21 protein-coding genes, 2 pseudogenes and 1 riboswitch are annotated in these 20,595 nt (G+C 47.8%); of the genes and pseudogenes, 1 reads left to right on the top strand and 22 read right to left on the bottom strand.

The window, feature by feature from the left end; genetic code table 11:
- Positions 1 to 86 precede the first annotated feature (86 nt).
- The 21 genes and pseudogenes from scpB to ABH897_RS05735 all read right to left on the bottom strand — a co-directional run bounded on the left by scpB (position 87) and on the right by ABH897_RS05735 (position 19,120).
- Complete coding sequence (gene scpB / locus ABH897_RS05835) at positions 87 to 689, bottom strand: SMC-Scp complex subunit ScpB (RefSeq protein ID WP_283652275.1); 603 nt, start codon at positions 687 to 689, stop codon at positions 87 to 89.
- Positions 658 to 1,452, bottom strand: a complete 795-nt coding sequence (locus ABH897_RS05830) for a segregation and condensation protein A (protein ID WP_044646810.1) — start codon at positions 1,450 to 1,452, stop codon at positions 658 to 660. Before ABH897_RS05830 ends, scpB begins: the two co-directional genes overlap by 32 nt.
- A gap of 173 nt (positions 1,453 to 1,625) precedes the next feature.
- Positions 1,626 to 2,090, bottom strand: a complete 465-nt coding sequence (gene ribH, locus ABH897_RS05825; protein ID WP_283652276.1) for a 6,7-dimethyl-8-ribityllumazine synthase — start codon at positions 2,088 to 2,090, stop codon at positions 1,626 to 1,628.
- 34 nt (positions 2,091 to 2,124) lie between these two features.
- Entirely contained in the window at positions 2,125 to 2,829 is a 705-nt protein-coding gene (ribB, locus tag ABH897_RS05820; protein ID WP_283652277.1) for a 3,4-dihydroxy-2-butanone-4-phosphate synthase, read from the bottom strand.
- A 28-nt stretch (positions 2,830 to 2,857) separates the two neighbouring features.
- On the bottom strand, positions 2,858 to 3,523 hold the full coding sequence (locus ABH897_RS05815; RefSeq protein ID WP_404591353.1) for a riboflavin synthase: 666 nt from the start codon (positions 3,521 to 3,523) through the stop codon (positions 2,858 to 2,860).
- A gap of 332 nt (positions 3,524 to 3,855) precedes the next feature.
- Positions 3,856 to 4,029, bottom strand: a riboswitch (FMN riboswitch).
- Between the two features lie 68 nt (positions 4,030 to 4,097).
- A complete protein-coding gene (locus tag ABH897_RS05810) occupies positions 4,098 to 4,568 on the bottom strand; it encodes an IDEAL domain-containing protein (RefSeq protein WP_283652279.1) in 471 nt (156 codons plus the stop codon).
- Positions 4,569 to 4,789: 221 nt separating this feature from the next.
- Positions 4,790 to 7,078, bottom strand: a complete 2,289-nt coding sequence (locus ABH897_RS05805; RefSeq protein ID WP_283652280.1) for a thiamine pyrophosphate-dependent enzyme — start codon at positions 7,076 to 7,078, stop codon at positions 4,790 to 4,792.
- The gene (locus ABH897_RS05800; protein ID WP_044646815.1) at positions 7,078 to 8,091 is read right to left on the bottom strand and encodes a 2-oxoacid:acceptor oxidoreductase family protein; all 1,014 of its coding nucleotides are present in this window, start codon (positions 8,089 to 8,091) and stop codon (positions 7,078 to 7,080) included. The genes ABH897_RS05805 and ABH897_RS05800 overlap by 1 nt, the downstream gene beginning before the upstream one ends.
- 251 nt (positions 8,092 to 8,342) lie before the next feature.
- Complete coding sequence (locus ABH897_RS05795; protein ID WP_014282150.1) at positions 8,343 to 8,777, bottom strand: peptidylprolyl isomerase; 435 nt, start codon at positions 8,775 to 8,777, stop codon at positions 8,343 to 8,345.
- A 161-nt stretch (positions 8,778 to 8,938) separates the two neighbouring features.
- Positions 8,939 to 10,306, bottom strand: coding sequence for a diaminopimelate decarboxylase (lysA, locus tag ABH897_RS05790; RefSeq protein WP_283657132.1), 1,368 nt, complete (start codon positions 10,304 to 10,306; stop codon positions 8,939 to 8,941).
- A 111-nt stretch (positions 10,307 to 10,417) separates the two neighbouring features.
- Complete coding sequence (locus ABH897_RS05785) at positions 10,418 to 12,103, bottom strand: spore germination protein (RefSeq protein WP_404591351.1); 1,686 nt, start codon at positions 12,101 to 12,103, stop codon at positions 10,418 to 10,420.
- 26 nt (positions 12,104 to 12,129) lie between these two features.
- The gene (locus ABH897_RS05780) at positions 12,130 to 12,552 is read right to left on the bottom strand and encodes a stage V sporulation protein AB (RefSeq protein ID WP_404518982.1); all 423 of its coding nucleotides are present in this window, start codon (positions 12,550 to 12,552) and stop codon (positions 12,130 to 12,132) included.
- Entirely contained in the window at positions 12,552 to 13,205 is a 654-nt protein-coding gene (locus ABH897_RS05775) for a stage V sporulation protein AA (protein ID WP_404518917.1), read from the bottom strand. Before ABH897_RS05775 ends, ABH897_RS05780 begins: the two co-directional genes overlap by 1 nt.
- Positions 13,206 to 13,378: 173 nt before the next feature.
- Positions 13,379 to 14,134 (bottom strand): RNA polymerase sporulation sigma factor SigF, encoded by a 756-nt coding sequence (gene sigF / locus ABH897_RS05770; protein WP_014282155.1) that lies wholly within the window; start codon positions 14,132 to 14,134, stop codon positions 13,379 to 13,381.
- 11 nt (positions 14,135 to 14,145) lie between these two features.
- On the bottom strand, positions 14,146 to 14,601 hold the full coding sequence (gene spoIIAB / locus ABH897_RS05765; protein ID WP_014282156.1) for an anti-sigma F factor: 456 nt from the start codon (positions 14,599 to 14,601) through the stop codon (positions 14,146 to 14,148).
- Entirely contained in the window at positions 14,598 to 14,951 is a 354-nt protein-coding gene (spoIIAA, locus tag ABH897_RS05760; RefSeq protein ID WP_014282157.1) for an anti-sigma F factor antagonist, read from the bottom strand. The genes spoIIAB and spoIIAA overlap by 4 nt, the downstream gene beginning before the upstream one ends.
- Before the next feature lie 96 nt (positions 14,952 to 15,047).
- Positions 15,048 to 16,241 (bottom strand): D-alanyl-D-alanine carboxypeptidase family protein, encoded by a 1,194-nt coding sequence (locus ABH897_RS05755; RefSeq protein WP_404518915.1) that lies wholly within the window; start codon positions 16,239 to 16,241, stop codon positions 15,048 to 15,050.
- A 409-nt stretch (positions 16,242 to 16,650) separates the two neighbouring features.
- Positions 16,651 to 16,917: pseudogene (locus tag ABH897_RS05750) on the bottom strand (ATP-binding cassette domain-containing protein); the annotation flags it as partial.
- Positions 16,910 to 17,248: pseudogene (locus ABH897_RS05745) on the bottom strand (ABC transporter permease subunit); the annotation flags it as partial. The pseudogenes ABH897_RS05750 and ABH897_RS05745, both read right to left, overlap by 8 nt.
- The gene (locus ABH897_RS05740; RefSeq protein ID WP_283652284.1) at positions 17,236 to 17,394 is read right to left on the bottom strand and encodes a hypothetical protein; all 159 of its coding nucleotides are present in this window, start codon (positions 17,392 to 17,394) and stop codon (positions 17,236 to 17,238) included. The pseudogene ABH897_RS05745 and the gene ABH897_RS05740, both read right to left, overlap by 13 nt.
- 340 nt (positions 17,395 to 17,734) lie before the next feature.
- Positions 17,735 to 19,120: an MFS transporter gene (locus ABH897_RS05735; RefSeq protein WP_404518914.1), complete on the bottom strand. Its 1,386-nt coding sequence runs from the start codon at positions 19,118 to 19,120 to the stop codon at positions 17,735 to 17,737.
- 111 nt (positions 19,121 to 19,231) lie between these two features.
- Here ABH897_RS05735 and ABH897_RS05730 point away from each other — a divergent pair, with 111 nt between their 5' ends.
- A complete protein-coding gene (locus ABH897_RS05730) occupies positions 19,232 to 20,122 on the top strand; it encodes a LysR family transcriptional regulator (RefSeq protein ID WP_044646823.1) in 891 nt (296 codons plus the stop codon).
- 69 nt (positions 20,123 to 20,191) lie between these two features.
- Here the strand turns inward: ABH897_RS05730 and ABH897_RS05725 are convergent, their stop codons facing one another.
- Positions 20,192 to 20,563 carry an iron chaperone gene (locus ABH897_RS05725; protein ID WP_283652286.1) on the bottom strand — a complete coding sequence of 124 codons (372 nt, stop codon included), beginning with the start codon at positions 20,561 to 20,563 and terminating at the stop codon, positions 20,192 to 20,194.
- Positions 20,564 to 20,595: the final 32 nt, after the last annotated feature.

Here is a 20,595-nt window from a genome sequence, read left to right as displayed (position 1 = left end):
CCCCCATTATGCGAGGACTGGCTGTTTTCTAAATTTCGAACCTGTAACCATGAAGAGGAACCCGTAAAACAGGCTTCTGCCAGGCATCAAGACTCCGTATCATTCATAACCGGCTGGCTGTTCTCCAAACGTTCGAACAACAATTGTGTCTCTTCCTCCAGATTATCTGAGTCCTCAAACAGCTCAGGCTGCGGCAAATCCGCCAAAGAGCCCAAACCGAAATAATCCAGAAATGACTTCGTCGTTCCATACAAAATCGGCCGTCCGATGGCCTCAGCCCGACCTTTTTCCTCAATAAGCTCCTTGTTGACCAGAGTATGTATAGCCCGCTCAGATTTGACACCGCGAATATCTTCGATTTCAACTCTTGTAATGGGCTGACGGTAGGCCACAATGGCAAGTGTCTCCAAAGCCGCTTGAGACAGCGAGGCACGTGCGGGAGAATAGGCGAGCTTTTCAAAATAAGGTGCATGTTCGGATAAGGTTGCCAGCTGATAATGCCCAGCGATACGGACAATTTGCAAACCTCTTCCTCCCTGCTCCATGTCCTGCTTCATATCCTCCAGACTCTTTTCAACCAGCTCTTGCTGCTGCTCTACAATGTCGGCGATCTGCTTGGCGGACAACCCTTCCTCTCCCGCGAGAAACAGCAGTCCCTCAATAATTGATTTCAGCTTCAGATAATCCATTAACCCGTAAATCCCCTCTCCACTCCATTACAATATCATCGAAAAGCTTCTCCTGATAGCAGAAAATCTGCTTCATTTTCATCAGTTCGAGGATAGCCAAAAAGGTGACTACCACTTCATGCCGATACATATCCTCATGCATCAGCTTGGAGAACAAAAGCCGTCCTCCCGTCCCTACCATCTCCAACGCCCCGATGACCTGGCGAATACGGTCCTTGACCGAAATTTCATCGCGGTGAATACGGGTTACCGTCGTACGTCGCTCTGCTTTACGCAGCGCACGCTGAAAGGCCGCGACCAAATCGCTTGCATGTAGCCCATGCACCGGATTGGCGGGTTCGGTGGGCAGGAATGCGCTCAAATCTTCCGGCTCCTTACCATAGATCAGACTTCGTTCCCATTCACGTTCACTCAGATGGCGGGCAATCCCTTTATATTTACGATACTCCACCAGCTTGCGAACCAGTTCATCCCGCGGATCATAATCCTCTTCTTCATAAAAATCCAAATCATCATATTCCATTACAGGTGGCTTGGGAAGCAGCAATTTACTCTTAATGGATAAGAGCGTCGCCGCCATCACCAGAAACTCGCTCGTAATGTCCAGCTCCAGCTCCTGCATACTGTGCAAAAAAGCCATATACTGATCGGTAATATCACTAATCGGGATATCCTGAATATCGATCTCGGCCTTATCAATCAGATGCAACAGCAGATCTAGCGGACCCTCGAATGTTTCCAGCTTGTAATTTACGACTGTCAATGTGCTTCCCCCTGCCTTACTCCAATCATCATTCAACAATACCTTTCCCCGTTAGCACTTATGCTCGACTTTATCAATCCCTCTTTCTGTAGTATATACGTCATCGCCTTGCTTAACAATCCAATCCCTTTTTCCGGCTATAGTTATGCCGTTCTATTCAGGTAATCGCAAAATTAAAACTGCTTGCCCAGATTCGCCATCTCAATCGCAGCCAGTGCGGAATCCCAGCCTTTATTACCAGCCTTCGTACCTGCACGCTCAATAGCCTGCTCAATGTTTTCCGTCGTCACTACACCGAAAATAACAGGCACACCTGTTTTCAGACTGCTTGCCGCCACACCCTTGGCCACTTCATTGCAGACGATATCATAATGCGAGGTAGAACCACGGATCACCGTACCCAGCGTAATCACAGCATCGTATTTACCGCTTGCAGCCATTTTTTGAGCAATCAGTGAAATTTCAAAAGCGCCTGGCACCCAGGCCACATCAATCTCATCTTCCTGCGCTCCATGTCGCTGAAGTGCATCGATTGCCCCGCTTAACAGCTTACTTGTAATAAACTCATTAAATCTGCCCACTACAATACCATACTTCATACCATCCGATACGAGATTACCTTCCAGAAAACGTGCCATATAAATCAACCTCTCTTTTTTTAAATAATGAGTTTCAAAACTGTACTTTCAATGACAAACGACGACGATAATCAATCAAATCCTGAATACTGATCAGCTTCAAATGATGACGCTTGGCGATCACTGCCAAATCAGGCACCCGAGCCATGGACCCATCTTCCTTTATAATTTCGCAAATGACTCCGGCGGGTTTGGAGCCGCAGAGCCGGGCCAGATCAACAGCCGCCTCGGTATGACCCGCACGCTGCAAAACACCCCCATCGCGGGCGATCAGCGGAAACATGTGACCGGGCTTGCGGAAATCGCTTCCTGTGGCTGCTTCATCGGTCAGCGCACGCACGGTCAATGAACGCTCGGCTGCTGAAATCCCCGTTGTCGTCTCTCTATGATCCACCGACACCGTAAAGGCTGTGCCGTGGAAATCTGTATTCTGCTCCACCATCGGCTGCAATTCCAGTGCCTCTGCTCTTTGCCCTGTAATCGGCACACAGACCAACCCGCGGCCTTCGGTAATCATGAAATTAATGACCTCGGGGGACGCCTTTTCAGCCAGAGCGATAAAATCGCCTTCGTTTTCCCGTTGCTCATCATCCACCACGATCACGACTTTACCGTTCTTTAGTTCCTCCAGCGCTTCTTCAATGGAATCCAGACGAATTTCCATTTCCTGCTCCAACACACCATACTCCACTTCGTCAGCCGCTATATTTGAATGACTCTCTCTACTCCCGCTTTCCATTACGCTTTCCTCCTTATTTCTTGTGGCATCAAGCAAAGCCGTGTTTCGCCAAATAATCCAGACTCATAGGAGCTTTTTCCGGTCCCTCCGTCACCGATGATTCTCCGTAGTTCAAAAGCTGCTCCACATATTTGCCTAAAATGTCGCATTCAATATTGACGGTGTCTCCCTCACGTTTGGCCTGCAAGGCCGTCTCGGATAAAGTATGGGGGATGATAGATACGGCAAAGGTATCTCCCGTCCGCTGGGCAACCGTCAGGCTGATACCGTCGAGTGTAATCGAGCCTTTGAGAAGAATATATTTGTATATTGCCTGATTTGTAGGTGCAACTTCGTATACAACCGCATTCTGGTCTGATGTCACCCGACGAATCGTGCCCGTTCCATCCACATGTCCCTGTACGATATGCCCTCCGAACCTGCCATTCGCCGCCATAGCCCGTTCCAGATTGACCCGGCTACCGGATTTCAATTCTTTCAGATTGCTGCTTCGAAAGGTTTCCGGCATCACATCTACCTTAAAATCCTTAGTACCCACCTGTGTTGCGGTCAGACAAACACCATTCACGGAAACACTGTCTCCTATTTTCAAATCGCCCAATACCACAGAACCCGTAATGCCCAGCACCATCGCTTCTCCGCTTCTGGAAATCTGCTGAATCCGTCCCACTTCCTCGACCAATCCGGTAAACATGCCTTCACTCCTTTCCATCTAAAGTTCAGTTTATCCCTGATTCATCAGGCGTAAGCGCAAAAACCCCCAGTCCGGATCATATCCGTCATGGGGGTGATGAGAGTCGAATTTGCATTATACAAGCGCAGTCCATATACATCTTGAGACCACATGAATGATAAGTTTGCCAATAGAAAGCATGAATGAGCATACAACCAAATACGCTCAGAAGAGCCTCCGAAAAAAAGCTTGAAGAACAAGCAATCTTCCGTATGCTATCTGCAACGAAATAAGCCGTACGTACAATTACGTATGCTAAAAATCGGCACATGTCACGTCATGCACATGCGCTTCGTATCCTTCTCCCATCCAGACTATACTGTCGGTCCCGGAATTGCACCAGGTCCACCTTCTGCTGATCGTTCAGCATCCGGGTCACGGACTAAGCCGCACTGTTCATCGCAAAAGCGATTTACAGACACGTCATCACCGCCGGTGGGGAATTGCACCCCGCCCCGAAGGATCTTGCTCTTATTCAATTGAATTAGCATTAAACTTGTTACGTATATTAGCACCGACTTCTAAAAAAAGCAAGTTATCTAATGGTGGACGCTCCTGCTTTTGTTTTAACATATTGGCTGGAAAGCTCTTCAAACCAGGTTTTATCATTCATGTGAAGCGCCAGATCAATCAGATCGGCCAGTTCTTCGATCCCGAGCTGCGTAGCATGATCGAACGTAATGACCGCTGAAGCGGTTGGTCCACGGCCACCCTCCGCGCATATATCGTAATCCAGCCGTACATCAACATGCCCGTCGATAAACTCACATTTCAGAAAATAAATAATTTCGCACATTAAAATGGGGCGCACCTGCGTCTCCAGCACACAATCCATCACCTTGGCGGAATAATGCTGGTTCGTCAGCGTGAATTTGTGATCCGTCGCTGCCAGCGATGTCCGTCCAAAGTCATCCGTAAATTTCAGTTCCACTGGTGTGATATTCATGACCTTGGGTATTTGCTTCTTTATAATTTCGATTATCTCAACTGTATTCAGCTTAATCATACCTGCACCTCATTGCATCTTAAAATTCAGAGAAAGCACTAATTCAACATGTTTCACGTAGGCCTCCACTCCTATATCGGAAATCATTACCTGATTTTTTATGCTTCATCCCATAAACGACAAAAAAGATTCTTCGCGCAACAAGCGCAAAGAATCTTGATCGAACCGGTACCGTAACATCTTATAACAATGTTCAAAGTGTATTATTCAAAAAAACTGGATTATAGCTCCGAAATTTCATGTTTCTTTTTCAGAATATTCCAGCGGCGTTCAATCTCCTGATCAAAGGTAGCCAGCGTGGCTTCCTCCTTAAGAAGATGTTTTGTTTTGCCCATTAATTTGAGCCATTCCGCGGCTGGAATCCGTTTTCCCTTGTCCTCCGGATTGTACGTAATCGTCGTACTGCCTTGCTCAATCTCATACAGCGGAAAGAAACAAGATTCCACAGCGGCACCCACAATACTGGTACCCAGTCTATCCTCGGATTTCCAGTTCAGCGGACAGGCGCACAGGATTTTACCATAAGCCGTCCCCACGTTATTCGCATACCATTGTGCCTTGGCCGCTTTACGCAGCATATCCTGCGGATGGCTTTCGGCTGCGGTGAAGGCATATGGAATGTTGCAGGCTGCCATAATTTGCACCGTATCCTTGTGGTGGCCCTGTTTCCCTTTTTGCATCTTGCCTACGCCTGACGTGCTCGTCATATGACCGACCGGAGTCGAGTACGATTGCTGCGAGCCTGTATTCATGTACCCCTCGTTATCATATTCCAGCATAATCAGCTTATGGTTGCGCAGAGCAGCCCCGACAGCCGAACCCATGCCAATATCCATCCCGCCGTCACCACTGATCATAATAAAGGTCGGATCATCCGCCATCTCAATCTCATTGCGGCGCTTCATCTCCATATAAGCCTCCAGCGCTCCAGAGAGCGTAGCAGCCCCATTTTGAAAAAGATTATGGATCATCGGTTGCTTGTGTGATGTATACGGATAACCTGTTGTGACCACGTATACGCAACCTGTCTGGAACAGCACGACGATATCGCCCTCGATGCCTTTGAAAAACAGCTCCAACGCAGACAGCGCTCCACAGCCTGGACATGCCCCATGACCCGGCGTGAGACGGCGTGGTTTGGTCGTCAGCGAACGTAACGGCGGCACCTTGACCTTGAGCTTCCCGGTCGCCTCATCCGGCGTAACCTGAATCAGACCCGTACGGTACGCATCTCCCCGTGGCGGCTGCATAACCTGCGGCATGACCTTGTCCGGGGACCCCGGATTAAGCCCATAATAATCAAAAGGCTTCTCGGTCCGTCCGGCTTCCGCCGCCTCAATCGCAAGCTGGAAGAACGCCTCAGCGTCCTCCGCATAAAAATCCTTGCCGCCCAAGCCAAAAATGCGGCACAATACAAGCGTCCGATTCAGTGGGTCCTCCTGCAAGGCCGCCTTGATTTCGTGCGTCAAATTACCGCCATCGGCGCCGTACGAATCCGCACGTTCACCCACCAGCAGCGCCTTGACATGGCGCAATGCCTCACGCAGCTGCGCGGCCGGAAACGGCCGAATAATATTCGGACGAATCACACCGGCCTTAATGCCGCGCGCGCGGAGCTGATCGGCTACATCCTTAGCCGATTCAGCCGCCGAATTCAGCAGGAATACTGCAACCTCGGCATCCTCCATATGATAGAGATCCAAAATCGGATATTCCCGCCCAGATAATGCGGCATATTCTGCGGCAACCTGCTCATATACTCCTTCTGACAGCTTTAACGCCTCAGATAACTGAGCATGATTATTCGTCAGGTCATCGCCGTTCATATGCGCCCCGACAGTAACCGGATGGTCAAAATCGGAAATATTCGGATAATTCAGATTCGGGTTCGGCCCCACAAAACCGCGCACGGTTTCGGCATCGGCAAAATATTGCACCTTACGCTTCTGATGGGACGTGTAAAAACCGTCATAAGCGACCATCACAGGCAGCCGAACATCACTGTGCTCTGCGATTTTCAGCGCCATGATGTTCATATCATACACAGCCTGCGGCGTGCTTGCGGTCAAAATCACCCAGCCCGTATTCAAACCATAATACAAGTCTGAGTGATCCCCACGGATATCCAGCGGGCCACTAATAGCCCGGGTCACCAGATTCATAACCATAGGAAAACGAGTGCCGGACTGCACAGGCAACTGCTCCAGCATATACAGGAAGCCTTGCGAACTTGTTGCGTTCACAACTCTCGCTCCCGCTGCCGCAGCACCATAGCATATCCCTGCCGATCCATGCTCACCGTCTGCTGCGACCAGCTTAATGTCATGCTGACCTCTCGTTCTCATCTGATCCAGATATTGCGCCACCTCGGTCGAGGGTGTGATTGGAAAATATCCCATCATATGATAATTGATCTGCGCAGCCGCCGTAGCCGCCATTTCATTGCCGGATTCGAACGTTGTCACCTGTGCGGCGCCTGTCTGCTTGAGCTCTTCCTCCAGTTTCGCCATTACACACGACCTCCTTCATATACCGGAAACTGGTGGGCAACCCGATGCTGCTCCGCCCATCCCCATTGCTCACGGCGCGAGCTTAATGCCCCCGACGGGCAAATATCTACGCATTTCAAGCATCCTTTGCAATACTGGTAATCAATCCCTTGCAAAAATGGCAGCATTCTTCCCCGTTTGTCCGCCTGTTCTTCCCATACAAAGCAGTAATCCGGGCAAATCGAATCACACTTGGCACAATGCGTACATTTATCAGCTTCATATTCAGGCACAAAGCCCTGACGTGAACCGCTGACATCTCTCGTCATGCTGTTTCCCTGTGTGGCAATAACACCTCCCGAGGGTTGTGTTTCATAACCCAGCAAAGGCTGCGGCCGTTCAAAAATCCGATCCTGTGCATCATTCGTAACCGGATATACGTGCAGCTCCATTTCCTCAAAGCCCCGGTTAAACGTACGCAAATTAGGCTCCACCAGCTGTGGATTTTTCTTCTCAAAGGTACTGCGAATAACCGATCTCATCGCCTCCGGATCTAAAAAATCACAGACACGGAACAGCGCACCCAACATGGACGTATTCAGTTTGGTCCGCTCCTCCAGTGCGATGCCCATGGCATCCACTACCGCCAGCGTGCCGGATACCAGTCCCAAATCAGCCCGTATTTCCTCTGCCGGACGCGTGGAATTGACCACAACGATCCCATCCGCCGGAAGCCCGCTGATGACATTGACCGTTTTGTACAATGTTTCATGAAAAATGCCTACCACATGCGGTTGCTCGATCGGACTGTGATCACGGATATCTACCCCGGGATCACAGAACCGTACAAAGCTTTTGACCGGGGTTCCCTTCTTTTCAGAACCATAGGACGAAAAATTGGAAGCATTAAGCCCCAGACCAAGCACGCCCGTTTCGGCCAGCATTTTACCAGCCAGATTAGCGCCGAGTCCACCAATGGATTCCAGCCGGATTTCAAAAAATCCGAGTCGATTTGTACGCGTTAAAATAGACAATGTGATAAGCCCCCTTCTTTTGCAACTCTTACTGTGCTTGAAAAGCTCATATCCAAAAATGGAAAATGCATTCTAATGAAAAGGCTATCACAACACTTACTTTTCGAATGTGATTTTATTCACTTTAATACCTGCGTGTTTGCGATAAAACAGCAAACCGACAAACAAAAGACAACAAAAAGCCGCACTGTCCAAAGACAGAACGGCTTAGGTGTAACGTTATACAAAAAGATCATGCATTTAACGGTATATTACGCGTCAAATACTTTAACCTCTTTCATTTTGTCGCCTTGTTTTACAGCATCAATGAATTCCATACCTTTGGTCACTTGACCAAATACAGTATGTACTCCATCCAAATGCGGCTGTGGTGCGTAGCAGATGAAGAATTGGCTTCCACCTGTGTTACGGCCTGCATGCGCCATGGACAGAACGCCCTTGGCATGCTTCGTTGTGTTCGTAGCTGTTTCGCAGTCGATTGTGTAGCCAGGGCCGCCTGTGCCTGTTCCATTAGGACAACCACCTTGGGCAACAAAGCCTGGAATTACACGGTGAAAGCTCAAGCCGTTGTAGTAGCCGCTGTTTGCCAGTTTTTCAAAGTTAGCAACCGTGTTTGGCGCTTCTTCTGGAAAAAAATCAATTTCGACGATACCGCCATTTTCAAGATCTATTCTACCTTTTTTCATTGTTTGTAGCTCCTTTTCAACCTGTTTTGAAAGCTAAATAGCATCAAGTTCCAGTTTACTATGAATTGCCGCGCTTAGCAAAGCCTTGTCCAAAAAAAGAGACCATTATCCCCGGTATATCACTTCCGGCTAAATGGTCTACTTCGTCACGCTTATCAAAATCAGGAAGAAACCGTTATCTTGGCGTTGGGATGAACCGATGAACCGGCTTGGTCACGAACCAGGCGCTGTGGCACGACATCATTCCGAACGATATCCTCATAGCTTTCCCGTCGCACCACCAGCTCGGCCTCACCATTGTTTACAAATACAACCGCTGGTCGGCGTATCCGGTTATAATTACTCGCCATGGAATAATTGTAGGCTCCGGTTGAAGCAACAGCGAGCAAATCCCCGTTGGTCGGACGCGGCAGCTCCACATCCCAAATGAGCATATCGCCGCTTTCACAGCATTTGCCCGCAATGGATACCGTCTCCTCGTTCGCATCGTACGCTCGGTTAGCCAGCATGGCTTCATACCTCGCCTGATATAGCGCTGGACGCGGATTATCCGTCATTCCACCGTCCACCGAGACGTATTTCCGTACCTGCGGAATATCCTTGATACTTCCTACCGTGTATAAGGTTGTGCCTGAATCGCCCACAATACTGCGTCCCGGCTCAATCCAGATTTCTGGAAGCTCATCATAAAGCCCGGAAAAATGAGTTTTTACCGCTTCGCCGATAGCCTGCACATAGGTGGAAATTTTCAGTGGTGTGTCCTCTTCTGTGTAACGAATGCCAAATCCCCCACCCAGATTAATAACCTTGAAAGAAAACTGAAGCTGTTCCTTGATTTCTCTGGAAAAAGCGGCAACCCGTTCGGCAGCCATTTGGAAACCGTTCACTTCAAAAATTTGCGATCCGATATGGGAATGTACCCCCAGTAAGTTCAGATGATCCAGCCTGATAGCCTGCTCCACCGCATGACGTGCTGTACCGTTCGCAATGTCAAAACCGAACTTTGAATCCTCTTGGCCTGTGGCCATATATTCGTGCGTATGCGCTTCAACCCCCGGTGTAACCCGCAATAAAATATTTACCTGCTGATTCCGCTCGGAGGCAAGGGCCTGAAGCAAATGCAGCTCCATCTCGCTGTCGACCACGAAGCAACCAATTTGCGCATCTAGCGCCATTTCAATTTCTTCCGGTGTTTTGTTGTTGCCGTGAAAATGGATTCGCTCTGCCGGAAATCCAGCTTGCAGCGCGGTGAACAACTCTCCACTGGAAACGACGTCGAGCGACATCCCTTCTTCTGCAGCCAAAGCACACATTGCCATTACGCAAAATGCTTTGCTTGCATAAGCGACTTGAAACTTCAACCCGGTTTCACGAAAAGCTTCTATAAACTCCCGGCAACGCTGGCGTACTAACTGTTCATCTACAATATATAGCGGTGTTCCAAAACGCTCCTTCAAAAACGTTGTATCACATCCGCCAATCTCCAAATGTCCATTGCTGTTAATTTTACTGCTTCCATGCAAATACATGTTCTGGCGCCTCTCTTTCTGGAACAAACAAAGTCATATTCCATCGAATGTTAACACCAGTATAGCAAAAAAAGCATCAAGAAGAATGGATTTTTATGCAGATCATTTATATTAATGTTCTTGCCTGTTGCCAGAGTTCGAATCCGTGCTTGCATCCGTGTTCGGCATGCGCGTATTGTCCCGCGTTTTGTTAGATGACGGACGGTTAGGCGCATTCAGCACAGGCATACGGAACAAGATAGAAGCCATCGCCTTGGCATTAAAAGGAATGAACGGCCACAGGTAGGAAGAATTGTATGACCGGTGCAGTGTTAGCATCAAAATGATCAGTGTCGTGCCTACGATAAAACCCGGAACGTGGAAAATAGCCACAGCGATCAGCAAAAACAGCCGGATTAGCCGATTCGCCAATCCCAATTCATAGCTCGGTGTTGCGAACATCCCGATAGCAGCCACAGCCATATACAGCACAACTTCGTTGACGAACAGTCCCGTTTTGACCGCAATATCCCCGACCAAAATGGCGGCGATCAAGCCCATCGCGGAAGCCAGCGGTGTCGGTGTATGGACAGCCGCCATGCGCATGAGATCGACCCCTAGCTCCACAATGATAAACTGTGCGATCAGCGGGAGATGGGCTTCCTTTTGAGGACCGATAAAATCAAGAAACGCCGGTTTTAGCTCGGGATTGATGACCATAAGCAGCCACATCGGAAGCAAAAACATCGAGGCAAAAATCCCTATAAAGCGAACCCAGCGCAAATAGCTCCCCATAAAAGCCGTTTGCCGATTCTCTTCTGCATGCTGGCAAAGGTCAAAAAAGGTGGTAGGCAAGATCATCACGCTGGGTGAGGTATCGACGAAAATAACGAGTCGCCCTTCCATAATATGCGAAGCCACGACATCTGGTCGCTCCGAATATCGCACTAATGGATATGGATTCCAGCCTTTATTAATTATCGTCTCCTCTAATTGCTTATCCGCCAGCGGGATGCCGTCCAGATCGACGTTTTTAATTTTGTCGCGTACGGTATCCACCATCACTTTATCCACGATATCATCAATGTAACCCAAGCATACGTCTGTCCGGGTGCGGCGACCAACCTGCATCGCCTCAAATTTAAGGCCGGGGTCCCGCAAACGGCGGCGAACCAGACCCACATTTGTCAGCATCGTCTCTGTAAAGCCGTCACGGGCACCGCGTACGACGCGCTCCAGTGACGGCTCCTCGGGATTGCGTACCGGGTAATTACGGGTATCCAAAATGACCGAAAAGCGCTCACCTTCCATAAAGAAGGCGCTATAGCCTGTCAGCACCTTGTTGATGACAACCGACATTTTTTCGCTCTTTTCCACCTGAATATGCGGAATATAATTTTCAAAATACGATTGCAGTCCATCCGTAGACAGATCATCCGGTGTTAGATAGGTGAGCCGCTTTAGCACTTCAACCATGACTTGGTCCTTGGCAAAGGTATTCAGAAACAGATAGCCGATATGACGCCCGCCTAGTGTCATCTCCCTGAATACGACGTCAAAGGTCTCCCCCAGACCGATTACTGCTTTAAGCGTTTCCCGATTATCCTTCATCCTTGGCGATATATCATCCTTACCCTGCCAATAGAGGACGGATTCCTCTACGTTATCAGAGCGCTCACTCTCTTTTTTATGTTTATAATGTGCTGACTCCTGTGCCTGCCTTTTTTTCCACGGGCTCATTTCTTCCTTGCCAGCAGTATAACCTTCATTCCCGATGGCTCCGTCCTCCTGATGATCTTGATCCGGTCTATGCTCCATATCTCTTGCCCCCTTCACTTTCCTCGTTATCGGTTGTATACGAACCAGTCAAAAAAAGAACCAGTCACCTTACCCAGCACCATCGCCATCAGCAAGCCAAACATATACACGGTCATATGGAGCCGCTTGGCGAGTATAGGCAAGAGATTCAGTACCTCAGTCAGTGCTGCGGCAAGTAAACCGATAAACACTCCGCAAAACAACCCCGGTATCCACGTAAGTACGCCCGGCAACGGTAAGCAAATATTCCAAAAATCTGCCACCGTTCCCACCACTGAACCCAAAATCATAGATTTTTCATATGCTCGTGATTGTTTATAGGTACGCGTAAGCTGTGCCAGCCGAGGAATCATATCCAGCACAATAAAAAGTGCGATCACGCCACCACCCACCGCTACGCCTCCAGCGATACCTAAAATGATCTGAAGTACACCCTGAACATACATCATCATCGGCGCTTATCCTTCGTATGCATGCGGGCCATCTTTTCATATTCCTCCGCCACAACGTACTGATCCACGTTTTCCTGGTACAGATACATTTCCACTTCCAGCGGCGTCGGCTCCTCGTTCCATTTTTTTTTGAACAAATGATTAAAGAACACAATCATACCGAAGCCGATGCCGATCGAATACGCAATCTGGAACAGATATGGATGCTCATCCTTGTGTCCGGTAATCATCTCAACAATCCGCACCTGCACCTCCATCATGCTGACGTCAGCGTGGAAATTCATAATCGTGAGCGCAGATCCAAAGAACAGAAGCAACCATACCAGAACAAACAATATTCTGGATGGCTTACGCGGTTTCTCCACGATTTCCACAAGCACATGCGGCTTGCCGAGAGATTCCACGACGACACCCGGAATGCGTTCTCTAATTTTCGAAATGATTTGCAGCATATCCACCAGTATCAGATTACCGTCCTGCTGCTGCGGCCGCTTGAGAACAAGCTCCAGCAGATCGTTTTCCCATTCGGGATCTGCCAGCAGATGAGCTACATCTCCCAAACGCAAGTCATGTCCCTGTAACATGCGTACACGACTGCGGAGACGTAAGTAGACTATGGGAGCCACTGTAGGAGCCGGATTATGAGTCATCCGATCCCCTCCTTATCCTCGTAATTACCTTAGTATGAGGCGAAGCCAAGAAACATATTCCGTGCACTTTCTTTTTCTCCACGCAAAAAGGGTATTCCTGACCATTAACATGGCTTGGGAATACCCTTTTGAATTACACAGGCATGAGGATTTAGCAAAATTCCTAACCGATATTATTGAGCAATCTGATCGCGAATCGACTGCAAAATCTTTTTTTCCAGCCGCGATACCTGCACCTGGGAAATACCAAGTCGGCTTGCGACCTCCGATTGGGTCTGATCGCGATAATAACGCAGATATACAATGAGCCGTTCCCGCTCAGTCAGCCCCCCTATAGCCTCATTCAATGCCAGCTTGTCGAACCACCGCTCCTGCGATTCATCTGCAATCTGGTCCATAAGCGTAATCGGATCGCCGTCATTTTCGAACACCGTTTCGTGAATCGAGGTTGGCGGCTTGTTAGCCTCTTGGGCAAAAACAACATCTTCTGGTGTAACTCCCAGTTCATCTGCGACTTCCTTGATCGTAGGTAAACGGTTCAGCCGTTTGGACAGCTCGTCCTTCATTTTGCGGACCTTATTGGCCGTCTCCTTGAGGGAGCGGCTAACCTTAAGCGTGCCGTCATCGCGTAGAAAACGTTGAATTTCCCCAATAATCATCGGGACCGCATACGTTGAAAATTTGACTTCATAGCTTAGATCGAATTTGTCCACCGATTTTAACAAACCGATGCAGCCGATCTGAAAAAGATCGTCAGGTTCATATCCCCGGTTCATAAAGCGCTGCACGACAGACCATACGAGCCGGATATTACTATTGACCAGCGTCTCACGGGCATCATTATCACCGGATTGACTCAGTGCAATGAGCCGTTTGACTTCCGCATCCTCCAAATAGCTGTTCGAAGTTTTTTTTCCTCCTGCTTCCATAGGATCAACCCCTAATTATATAAAGCTTTCTTGGATTCAATCCTTTTCTTCATCCGGACCGACGTGCCTCCGCCCGGCTCACTGACTGCTTCAAACTCATCCATGAAATTTTCCATAATGGTGAAACCCATGCCGGACCGTTCCAATTCAGGCTTCGACGTATACAGTGGCTGCTTCGCCAGCTCCAAATCCTCAATCCCTCTTCCTGCATCTTCAATCACCAATGTTACCACGTCCGTTTCAATCCCAACCTTGATCGTCACGACTCCAGACGGATCGCTGTCATAGCCGTGAATAATACTGTTCGTCACCGCCTCGGACACCACGGTTTTCAGATCGCTTAGCTCGTCCATCGTCGGATCAAGCCGGGAAATAAAGGCAGCGACAGCGACGCGGGCAAACGCTTCATTCTCGGATTTGGCGGCAAACTGCAAGCTCATGAAATTGTTTCCTGTACTTTCTCTCATGACACCACCTCCAGTTCCGTGAGCGCATTTCCCTCGTTTTCATATACAGGCATGATTTTAAACAAGCCTGACATATCCAGCAGTCGGTGTACCGGCGGATTGACATCACAGACAGCCATCTTCCCGCCCTTTTGTTTAATCAGCTTGTAACGTCCCAAGATAACGCCAAGGCCGGAGCTGTCCATAAACTGGAGATTCTTCAAGCTGAGCACGATATGCTCGCATTGGCGGCGCTGAATCGCCTCATCCATTTGCATACGGACCATGTCCGACGTATGGTGATCAAGCTCACCGGACAGCCTTACAATCAGCACCCCCCGGTGATGCTCCATTTCAATTTGCAGGTTCATGCTTACTCACTCTCCTCCCGGTCTTGGACAAGGATTTCTACGCAGCCGCAGACGATTCCTGCCCTCCGACAAAACTAGAAGAAAACCCCTTAAAATCTACAAAGAAAACAGATTCGACATGGTACGTTTAAACAATTTCCACCATCCAGCCTTCTCCACCGCTACGGGTGCGGTTATGTTAAACTCCTTGAGCCGTTTACCATCCTGATAGACAACCAGCTTGCCGACCGGATCACCTGCACGGACAGGAGCTTTCAGACTTGGAGCGAGTTGCAGCTCATGACGCAGTGTTTCCTTAGTTCCTCCCTTTTTCACCAGCACACTGTAGGAACGATCTGCCTGAATTTTCAGCTCCGGCAGTACACCCTTCTCGACTTTCACGCTTCCCAGCAGGTCACCCGGCTTGTACACTGATTTCATCGTGTATTGGGAAAAAGCATAATCGAACATGGAAGATACTTCATTGTTACGTGTTTTAGTACTCGGTTCGCCAAGTACGACAGCGACTACACGCATACCATCACGCTTGGCAGTAGCGGAAAGGCAAAATTTCGCTTCCCCTGTATAGCCTGTTTTCAGCCCGTCCGCTCCTGTATAGAAACGAACCAGCTTATTCGTATTCACCAACCAAAACGGCTTGGCCGAGGATTTGCGTAAATAGTCCTGATACGCTCCTGTATATTTTGTAATTTGAGGATATTTCAGCAGTTCACGGCTCATGACCGCAATATCATGCGCAGAAGAATAGTGATTTTTTACCGGCAAACCGTTGCAATTGGCAAAATGGGTATCCTTTAAACCAAGCTGCTGCGCCTTGGCATTCATCAATTCGACAAAAGCCTGCTCAGAGCCCGCAATTTTCTCAGCCATCGCCACGGAAGCATCGTTGCCGGAAGCCATCGCCACTCCCTTAAGCATCTCATCGACCGTCATTTCTTCTCCGGGCTCCAGAAAAATTTGCGATCCGCCCATCGAAGCCGCATATTCGCTGGCCCGTACTTTGTCGGTCAGCTTGAGTTTGCCATCATGAATAGCCTCCATCGTCAGCAGCATAGTCATAATTTTGGTAATACTCGCCGGAGGAAGCTTTTCACGGCTATTTTTTTCATAGATGACTGTACCCGTATCCGCATCCATCAGGATCGCTGAGAGAGCCTCGGGAGCCAGCTCAGCCGCAGAACCCTCCTTGGGCTTGCTTTCAGGTTTGCTTTCCTCGGCCCAACCGCCGACGGGGACAGCAGTCAAGGCTACAAGACAAGCCAGGATGAACGCTACCACTTTTTTCTTCACAATCGGTTCCCTCCTCAACATATTGGCGTAAAGCACCGGAGCCCGTAAGCTTACTCCTCCGGCCTATTCGCGTGCTGCTAACCATTGTCGTCAGATTGGATGAAAAATATTCCATACACCTGAAAACATCAAATAGCACCAAGCTGAGTCAGCATGGTGCAGATTTTCCAAAATTAAACTGTACCCTTTTATTTCAAAAAGACTTTTTATCCGTTTATACAAATTCTCATCTCTAAGCAGACAGTATTCTTTTTAGATTACCGCTATTGACTTGTAGGGCGAATGATCATTTTATTAATAGCTACATCCGAAGGTTAGTCGTAACCATTCCTTGCGATATAATTGTTGTACGAATATTGTTGGCATACTCCTCTTTACGCAGACCCTCAGAAATCGTACGCACAGCAAACTTGGTACCAACCCGCTCAAGTAAACGCAGTGCTGTATCGCGCGCTTCCCGTTCATTTAATATCCCGAGTTCTCTGGGTGCAAACATGATATTTTTTAGTACACTGAAATGAGGAAACAGGTTGAAATGCTGAAACACCATACCAATATTCTCGCGTGCTTTGTGACACAGACAACTTCACCTTCGGTGACCGACATATCGATTTCCTTTCAGAACCTGATTCGTGCCAAAACTTTTCTTTAATCCTTCAACCTTAATTTTACCCACGACGAACCTTCACCTCCAGATAGTCAGCAATTTTAGTCAATGTTATGATGACAATCTTACCTGATTGCGTCAACTCCACAAGGCCAATGACGGATAAGATCGACGTATCTTTCAATGTAATAACCATCTAATTAATAAATGAAGGGATCATAATCCGTATTGCCTGAGGAATTACGATCTTCATCATAGCTTTACGATAAGGAAGTCCCAGGGAACGGGCGGCTTCCATCTGTCCACGATCAACCGATTGAATTCCCCCGCGGAAGATATCCACAAATACGGTAGCAACACCACGAAGGAACTTATTTTGTCCCACTTTCATAAAGCCAAAGATGCACTCCCCTGCAAGGTCATCTTCTTCTCGTCCAGCCGGGCTTGAATTCGGTATTGAGTAAGCGCCTGAGCTTCAGCATCCCCTGTGGCTTGTGAAATGGCAGATACAGGAGATGGTTTAGCGGTAGCGCTACCCGTACTCATGATTGGGCATGTTGTCAGAACCAGAGCGAGTTTGCTGACTGCTGTTTTTCTGATTAGATTTGATGTTAATGAACTTGAATGGTTGATATAAATCTCTCCCTCGAATGGATTGTGAAGCACAGATGCAAGTATAGAAGGCCAACTTTACCCTGTATTAATACGTATCTTAAATTTCGTTTAAAAAAAGTGGCTGTTTGTATTAAACAGGCATCATAAGTGAAAAGTGACTACCTTCCTCACCTAAGGATTGGACGAATATCCGATGTTTTAAATAGCTCAAAACAAAAAAACCGCCATTGCGGCGGTTCTAATTCGACGTTGAATCCTGATTATGTCCGAACTATAACGCTTGCGTGCCCGAGGGTCGCTGGGGACGTAAGTTCATGATGATCAAAGATGTGGAAAATAAAGTAAGGATGACCCCTAGCAAGTGGATTCCCATTACACTGAACGTATCTCCCATGATGATTCCGATTAACAATGACGACAAAATGGTACCGAGGTATCGCGAAGTATTAAAAATACCCGAGGAGACACCAATCATTTCTTTTGGTGTGCTCTTGAACAGGGCAGCCTGCATGCCGACGCTATTCAATCCGTTACTTATACCAAATACAGCCAAGGCGAGGATTACACTGAACATCGGCGAAGCTTCATTCAAGGTGATGATTAATACGGACCCGAATGTCATTAACACTGCAGAAAGGATTAAAGCCAGCCGCGTTCCAGATTTGTCGATCCAGCGTCCTGCGAGAGGAGAACTGATAAGTGAACATAAACCGAGGGTTAGCATAATTATTCCTGTATGAATTTCGTTAAGATGACGTACTTGCTGCAAATAAGACGGTATTCCAAAAAACAGAGCGTAAAAAAGAGTGTTAACCAGCATAAATTGTACATTCACCCAGGTCATTTCGGGATATGTAGCAAATGCCCGCAGAGGAATAAAGGGGGATGGTGTTTTCAATTCATGTCGTATAAAAGTTGCTAATGCAATCAAACCGATCCCCCCTACCATAAGGTGCCATGTTGAAAGATGTCCGGTTGATTTGACTGAAAGCAAGCTAATTAGCAGAGTCACCAAAGCGACTGTGAACAAGAGTATGCCCGGCGCATCAATCAGCAGGAGCCATTTCCTGATGGACATGTCACCAGAGGTGGATTTGAATGACTCCTCTTTGGGAATGGTTTTCCAGGCGAAGATAAAGCTTGCGATTACAAATGGAATATTAACAAGGAATATGCTGGGCCAGTCCCACCAATGAATCAATACACCACCAATAAAAGGGCCTACCGCTGCTGCTCCGGATAGGAACATCGCAAGGACAGACAAGGCGGCTGCCTGTTTCTCAGTAACATGGATTCTTACAATCGCCATTCCGACGGCTACCATCATGCTTGTGCCGACAGATTGAACGATCCGGAATACGATGAGCCAAGAAAAGCCAGGAGATAACGGAGCTAACATGGAGGAAACGAAGACAACAACCAGACCGATAAGGAATATCTTTCTGCGGCCGAACAGATCACTGCACTTGCCCATGACCGGTTGAGCTACAGCACTCGCAATGTAAAAGGAAAAAATAATCCACGAAACGGTCGTAACATCAAGTTGATACACATGTTGCAGTCTTGCAATGGCTATAGATATCATGGAGGAATTTAACGGATTCAGCATGATTCCCAAGCCGACAGATATCATTAACCATATATTTCGAGCGTTCATTTTGTATATACCCCCTTCTTCTCTGATCATCTTAATGGAATCCTGTTATTTATTCCAACGCATTTTATGTTATGATTTGATGAACTAAAAGGAATGAGAGAGTGGTGCGAAATGGAGCTTCTTCAGCTACGCTATTTTCTGACGTTAGCCCGGTGTGAACATGTTACGGAAGCTGCGGGTAAGTTGCATGTCACTCAATCCTCACTGAGCAAAACGATACAGCGATTGGAGGATGACTTGGGTTCACCGTTATTTGATCGATTGGGCAGAAAGCTGCGGCTAAACGAATTCGGAAGAACATTCCTTCGCCGGACCGAAAAAGCCCTATTCGAATTGGAACAGGGAAAGCAGGAAATTGCTGACCTCTCCAACCCGGATCACGGTACACTCCAATTGGCGGTCACCACAGCAAGCACATTGCCAGGTATCTTGCGGGAATTCCGGAAAAATAAGCCGAACACCCAGTTTCATGTACAAATGGTAAATTTGGAAGACATGTCTACACTTCTTCATCGAGGGGAGATCGATTTTTGCCTGTCCTCTCCTCCGATCCAAGGTGATGATATCGACTGTCAGATCCTATTCGAGGACCCCATCGTAGTAGCGGTGCCTCTTGGTCATCGATATGCGGATCGAAGCAGCATCACATTAGCAGAGCTTAAGGATGAGTGGTTTGTGGGTGTGAAAAAAGGATACGGCATTCGTGATCTGGTGGACTCCAAATGCCAATCAGTCGGGTTTGTACCGAAGTATGTATATGAAGGAGATGAGCCTGCAAGATTAATCGCACTAGTGGAAGCGGAGATTGGGCTTGCCTTTATACCAAGTACAGCAAGAAACCCACAGCAACGCATTGCATATCTTCCGATAGAAGATCAGAGACTTGTGCGGGAGATTGCTTTATTGTCGCAAAAAAACAGATATATCTCGAAAGCAGCTATCGCGTTTCGCAGCGTTGTTATAGACTATTTCGGTGCAATGTCCAAACCAATTGATGAATGACCATCCCGAAGACCCCGCTCTCCATTGTATGTGAGAGCGGGGTCTTTTCTTTTAGGGTATCCGCTATGCCTATTTCCGCCAAAAAGTTGAACAGTTTGCCTTCTCCGTAATATTGAATTCAATCATTCTTTCCAGTAATGAGAAATCAACCGGCCCATCCCACCGGATACGCACCAACTCCTTGGTGTGATCATAACCGGCCTTCGCAATTTCATTGGAAAAATGATTAATCCCAGCCTTTTCAGGCGCCACAGCCAAATGATGTTTGGATACACTAAATCCAATAATAAATGTGCCATGATCGGTAAACATGGGCTGATTCCACGCTATTTTTGGTACTAAATGTGGGTACTTCTTTGTAATCCACTCTAGAATTTCTTCCGTTCGATCCCGATGTCCCAGGTTATCAATTCGTGCTAGATATTCTGCAAAAACGTCCATGTGATCTTCTCCTAACCCAGATTTAATTCGCA

Source organism: Paenibacillus sp. RC73, from assembly GCF_044908085.1.
Classification (GTDB): domain Bacteria; phylum Bacillota; class Bacilli; order Paenibacillales; family Paenibacillaceae; genus Paenibacillus; species Paenibacillus terrae_A.
This window is presented reverse-complemented; position numbering and strand designations above follow the sequence as displayed.

What these genes read in the sequence shown, in the direction of transcription:
- ABH897_RS05730 (WP_044646823.1), top strand. Translation starts at nt 19,232, where the DNA reads ATGGAGCTTCTTCAGCTACGCTATTTTCTGACGTTAGCCCGGTGTGAA.
- scpB (WP_283652275.1), bottom strand. Translation starts at nt 689, where the DNA reads ATGGATTATCTGAAGCTGAAATCAATTATTGAGGGACTGCTGTTTCTC.
- spoIIAA (WP_014282157.1), bottom strand. Translation starts at nt 14,951, where the DNA reads ATGAACCTGCAAATTGAAATGGAGCATCACCGGGGGGTGCTGATTGTA.
- ABH897_RS05795 (WP_014282150.1), bottom strand. Translation starts at nt 8,777, where the DNA reads ATGAAAAAAGGTAGAATAGATCTTGAAAATGGCGGTATCGTCGAAATT.
- ribB (WP_283652277.1), bottom strand. Translation starts at nt 2,829, where the DNA reads ATGGAAAGCGGGAGTAGAGAGAGTCATTCAAATATAGCGGCTGACGAA.
- ABH897_RS05785 (WP_404591351.1), bottom strand. Translation starts at nt 12,103, where the DNA reads ATGGAGCATAGACCGGATCAAGATCATCAGGAGGACGGAGCCATCGGG.
- ABH897_RS05805 (WP_283652280.1), bottom strand. Translation starts at nt 7,078, where the DNA reads ATGGCGAAACTGGAGGAAGAGCTCAAGCAGACAGGCGCCGCACAGGTG.
- ABH897_RS05735 (WP_404518914.1), bottom strand. Translation starts at nt 19,120, where the DNA reads ATGAACGCTCGAAATATATGGTTAATGATATCTGTCGGCTTGGGAATC.
- spoIIAB (WP_014282156.1), bottom strand. Translation starts at nt 14,601, where the DNA reads ATGAGAGAAAGTACAGGAAACAATTTCATGAGCTTGCAGTTTGCCGCC.
- ABH897_RS05725 (WP_283652286.1), bottom strand. Translation starts at nt 20,563, where the DNA reads ATGGACGTTTTTGCAGAATATCTAGCACGAATTGATAACCTGGGACAT.
- ABH897_RS05780 (WP_404518982.1), bottom strand. Translation starts at nt 12,552, where the DNA reads ATGATGTATGTTCAGGGTGTACTTCAGATCATTTTAGGTATCGCTGGA.
- sigF (WP_014282155.1), bottom strand. Translation starts at nt 14,134, where the DNA reads ATGGAAGCAGGAGGAAAAAAAACTTCGAACAGCTATTTGGAGGATGCG.
- lysA (WP_283657132.1), bottom strand. Translation starts at nt 10,306, where the DNA reads ATGTATTTGCATGGAAGCAGTAAAATTAACAGCAATGGACATTTGGAG.
- ABH897_RS05775 (WP_404518917.1), bottom strand. Translation starts at nt 13,205, where the DNA reads ATGACTCATAATCCGGCTCCTACAGTGGCTCCCATAGTCTACTTACGT.
- ribH (WP_283652276.1), bottom strand. Translation starts at nt 2,090, where the DNA reads ATGGCACGTTTTCTGGAAGGTAATCTCGTATCGGATGGTATGAAGTAT.
- ABH897_RS05740 (WP_283652284.1), bottom strand. Translation starts at nt 17,394, where the DNA reads ATGAGTACGGGTAGCGCTACCGCTAAACCATCTCCTGTATCTGCCATT.
- ABH897_RS05810 (WP_283652279.1), bottom strand. Translation starts at nt 4,568, where the DNA reads ATGATTAAGCTGAATACAGTTGAGATAATCGAAATTATAAAGAAGCAA.
- ABH897_RS05815 (WP_404591353.1), bottom strand. Translation starts at nt 3,523, where the DNA reads ATGTTTACCGGATTGGTCGAGGAAGTGGGACGGATTCAGCAGATTTCC.